Annotated in this window: 5 protein-coding genes; 4 read left to right on the top strand and 1 reads right to left on the bottom strand. The window is 75.0% G+C overall.

Annotated features, from left to right (window positions below; genetic code table 11):
- A partial coding sequence (locus EF903_RS34860; RefSeq protein WP_221888795.1) for a hypothetical protein occupies window positions 1-325 on the bottom strand: 325 nt, incomplete at its 3' end.
- Window positions 326-674: 349 nt separating this feature from the next.
- On the opposite strand from EF903_RS34860, the gene EF903_RS29550 reads away from it, so the two are divergent.
- From EF903_RS29550 to EF903_RS29565, 4 genes are all read left to right on the top strand, one after another.
- Window positions 675-911: a hypothetical protein gene (locus EF903_RS29550; protein ID WP_125548068.1), complete on the top strand. Its 237-nt coding sequence runs from the start codon at window positions 675-677 to the stop codon at window positions 909-911.
- A 98-nt stretch (window positions 912-1,009) separates the two neighbouring features.
- Window positions 1,010-1,546, top strand: coding sequence for a hypothetical protein (locus tag EF903_RS29555; protein ID WP_125548069.1), 537 nt, complete (start codon window positions 1,010-1,012; stop codon window positions 1,544-1,546).
- Between the two features lie 60 nt (window positions 1,547-1,606).
- The gene (locus tag EF903_RS29560) at window positions 1,607-2,860 is read left to right on the top strand and encodes a serpin family protein (RefSeq protein ID WP_125548070.1); all 1,254 of its coding nucleotides are present in this window, start codon (window positions 1,607-1,609) and stop codon (window positions 2,858-2,860) included.
- Between the two features lie 132 nt (window positions 2,861-2,992).
- The gene (locus EF903_RS29565; RefSeq protein WP_125548071.1) at window positions 2,993-3,925 is read left to right on the top strand and encodes a matrixin family metalloprotease; all 933 of its coding nucleotides are present in this window, start codon (window positions 2,993-2,995) and stop codon (window positions 3,923-3,925) included.
- Window positions 3,926-4,178: the final 253 nt, after the last annotated feature.

Below are 4,178 nucleotides of genomic sequence, written 5' to 3' on the forward strand. Positions count from 1 at the left end.
CTTCTGCTCCACCTCGGCCTTTCCGGCCGGTAGTCAACTCGACACGCACCACATCGGGCCAGAACCTGTGCCAGCGGGTTCCCCCAAGCAGCAGCGCCGTCAGGGCCTGGGGGTCCAGGGCCTGACGGCGCCAGTGCTCGGGGGAACCCGCTGGCACAGGTTCTGGCCCGATGTGGTGCGTGTCGAGTTGACTACCGGCCGGAAAGGCCGAGGTGGAGCAGAAGAGAGCAAGCGCGGGCTCCAGGGCCACGGTGCGCATCCGTGACGGGAAGGAGGGCAGGCCGTTCACCAGAAGGCGTACGTCCCCCCGGATCAGTGCGGCCACACGGCACCCCTACGGCCCTTGCATGACCCTCTCCTCAACTACGGTGTGCGCGAACAAGAGAGAGAGTGCCTCAGCCCACCGCGGCCCCGCTACCGCCCGTTTCAGTTCGTCCCACCTTCGCGCGGAACGCTCGCTCCCGCTCCGCTGCAGGTCGGCGGGCAGGCCGCGAGTGCGGGGCGGCGCGGTCGCGGGCCGTTCCGCCTCCGTGTCCCGGTTCTCCGACTCGCACGCGCTATGCGCGGGGCATGCGGGCCGAAAGAATTTGCCGGAGGTGTCTGATCTCCCGGCCCTGGCAGGCCGTCAGATTGCAAAGGCATCCGTCGAGTTGACTACCAGTCGCGAGGTGATTGTGGACCGCAAGGCAAACAACGACACGCACGCACAGGGGGAGCGCACCCCCGTCTCCCCGCTGATCCCCGCCGTCCCCGCCGTCATGGTGGTGCTCGTCCTCGGGGTCTTCACCGGCCTGGTCGTCGCCGGGATGGACCTGCAGACGGCCGCGATCACCGTCGGCGTCGGCGGCCTGCTGGGCATCGAGCTGGTGCGCCGGCTGGTGCAGGTCCTCCCCTCCCGCCGCTCGCGGTAGCGGTGGGGCGCGGGACGAGCGCCCGTGCTGAGGCGGCCAGGAGGGAACTGGCGGAGTGGCTCCGGTCGCTCCGCCCCTCCTGGCTCTCCTACAGCCGCATGGCGCAGACGTCGAAGCAGATGGGCCGGCCCGCCTCGGCTGCGGCGCTGTGCCGGGCGGACAAGGGCCGCAGCCTGCCGCCGTGGAAGACCGTCGAGGCGTACGCACGGTGCTGCGGCGGTTCGGTCGCCGAGGCGAAGAGGCTCTGGCAGCGGGCGGCGAAGGCGGCCGTCGACGCGCGGGGCACCGCCGTTCCCCTCCCGAGGAGCGCGCCGGCGCTTGCCTACGTGCTGGAGCCCGCCGAGCTCCTCCAGGCGATGCGGGAGCTCAGGGTGGCCGCCGGGCAGCCCACGCTGCGCACGCTGGAGGAGCGGGCCGCCGTCCCCGGGGCCGGCAAGGTGAGCCGCCTGCCCAGCACCACCATCGGGGACGTCCTCAAGGGCAGGCGCGGGTGCAGCGAGACGGTACTGCTGCACTTCGTGCGGGCCTGTGGCGTGACACGGGAGCACGAGGTCCGCCAGTGGACGGACGCATGGCACCGGGTCGAGGCGTACAAGCGGGAAGGAGCCGCCTCCCGGTACACCAGGGCGTCCTGACGGCCTGGGGGCGTAAAAAAGCGTTCCGGGGCGGGGGCGGGGCGGCCGTAGGCTCCGCGCATGAGTGCGAGGAGTTCGACGGTTCGGGCGGTCAACCGACTGACCGGCCGCTGGGTCGAGGCCGCTGTCGCGGCCGACGGGCGTACGGGGACCGTGTTGACCGCCGCCGGGGTCTGGCCGCTGCTGGCGCTGCTGGCGGACGGGGCCGGCGGCCGGGCCCGGGCGGAGCTGGCCGGGGCGCTCGGCATACCCGCCGGGCGGGCCGCCGGCGCGGCTCGGGAGCTGCTGGCCGCACTGGGGCGCGTGCGGGGTCTTCAGGCCGCGACCGGACTGTGGACGCGGGCGGACCTGCCGCTCGACCCGGAGTGGGCGGCCGGACTGCCCGAGGAGGCGCAGGGGACCCTCGGGGGCGACCCGGTGGCCGACCGGGTGCTGCTCGACGAGTGGGCGGCCGCGCGGACGGGCGGCCTCGTTGATCGGATGCCGGTGGAGCCGACCGCGGACACCCGGCTGGTCCTGGCGTCGGCGCTGGCGCTGCGTCTGCGGTGGCTGCGGCCGTTCCGGGAGTGGCCGGGGACCATGCGGGAGGGGCCGTGGGCCGGCCGGGAGGTCCTGCGGCTGCTCCGTACGACCTCGCTGCTCCACCGCGTACGGGTCGCGGGGACGCCCGCCGGGCCAGTCACCGTACTGGAGGTCGTCGGAGACGGCGGGGTGGACGTCCACCTCGTCCTCGGCGCCGCGGACGCCCCGGCGGGGCAGGTGCTGGCCGGCGGCATCGCCGCCGCGACCCGGGCGGTGCCGTCGGTGGACGGCTTCGCCCTGCCCGAGGGAGCGCCGGGGCCGGGGCTCCGGGTCGGCGTCGGGGCGGCGTACCGGCCCGAGCCGCGGCTGAGCGTCGACACCGTCGCCTTCTCCGTGGACGCCGAGCACGACCTGCTGGAGCACGCCGGGCTGTTCGGCCTGGAGACCGCCCGCACGCGCGATGCGGCCGGCCACTTCCCCGGGGCCGTCCGGGAGCCGCTCCTGATCGATGCGGGCCGGCAGGCGGCGGTGGCGCGGTTCCACGCGAAGGGGTTCGAGGCCGCCGCCGTCACCGCTTTCGGCGCGGTGGGGGCCGGCGTGCTGCCGCCGCCTCCGTACCGGGTGCGGACCATCGACGTCCGGTTCGACCGGCCGTTCGGCTTCCTCGCGGTGCAGCGGTCCTCCCGGCTCGTGCTCGCCGCGGGCTGGGTGGCCGAGCCGCTCGCGTACGTCGCGGCGGAGTACGAGGACGAGGACTGGGACGAGGACGAGGGCTGGGACGACGAGGAGTGAGCGCGGGCGGCCGCTGGGTTGCGCCGGCCCGGGCGGCTCCTATCGTGGAAGCAGCACCACTCCGCGGATGATCCCCCTGCTGCCGGGTCCCGCGTGCCCGGCCCCCGGCCGCACCGATTCCGGGAGGCGCGGATGCCGAAGGCGCCGCTGCAGCCACTGAAGAGGGGCGACCACGGCCCCGAGGTCGCGACGCTGTACGCGTACCTGCGGCGGCTGGGGTACGCACCCCACTCGCCGCGCGCCGTCGACCACTACGACGAGCCGCTGGCCGACGCGGTCCGCAGGTACCAGGAGTGCTTCGGGCTCGAAGCCGACGGCGAGACGGGCGAGCGCACCCTGGCGCAGCTGCGCCGGCCGCGCTGCGGGGTGCCGGACCTGCTGCCCGGCGCGGCGGCGGTGCCCCGGGCGGTGCCCACGATCCGCGCCTGGCCCCGTACGGACCTGACGTACGGGTTCATGCGGCACACCGAGGACCTGACGCCGGCGCAGACCGCCTCCGCGGTCGCGCAGGCCTTCGCCACCTGGGCCGCGGTGACGCCGCTGACGTTCCGCCACGTCCCTCCGCCGCTCGCGGCCGCCGGCGCCGTGCACGGGCTCGCGCTCGCGGTCCGCTTCGGGCCGGCCTTCGACCGTGCGCAGGCACGGGCCGTGCAGGCGCTGACCCGGCTGTACCGCGTGGACGTCCTCGTCGGATTCCTGGTGCGCGAACACGGCGATCCGCCGGCCTTCCTCGGCACGCCGCCCTTCGACGACAACGCGATGGTGCTGGGGCATGCGTGGCCGCCGCCCTCCGCGACGGCACCCGAACCCTTCGCCGGCGACGTCCACTTCAACGACGCCCCGACCTGGACGAACCGGCCCGGGCTGCTCACCGACCTCCAGGCCGCCGCGGTGCACGAGATCGGCCACGCCCTGGGCCTGGGCCACACGAGGACCGACACCGACTCCGTGATGACGGCGTCGGGCGGCGACGGCCGGCGCGAACTCGCGGCCGCGGACGTCGAAGCCGTGCAGCGGCTCTACGGGCCGGCGCGCTGGCCGCGCGACGGGGCGGGCGGCCGCTGAGGGCGGGCGCCCGTACGTCGCTCACCGCAACCCCCCGCCGCGCTGCACCACCGTGCAGCAACCACAGGAGGCGCAAGAGGGGTTGGGCCGGTGTCTGCGCCGGCACGCTTGCCGGCAGGCGGGCGCGCGCAATTGGTCCGGGCATGACAGTGAGTAGTGGCATGATCAACGCAGTGATCGACCGTGTGACGTCAGGGGTGGGGTTGTGAAGGCAGGGCGTGCTGTGCGGGGTTTCGCGGCGGTGGTGGTGGCG

It is taken from the genome of Streptomyces sp. WAC05292, assembly GCF_003949955.1.
Taxonomy (GTDB): domain Bacteria; phylum Actinomycetota; class Actinomycetes; order Streptomycetales; family Streptomycetaceae; genus Streptomyces; species Streptomyces globosus.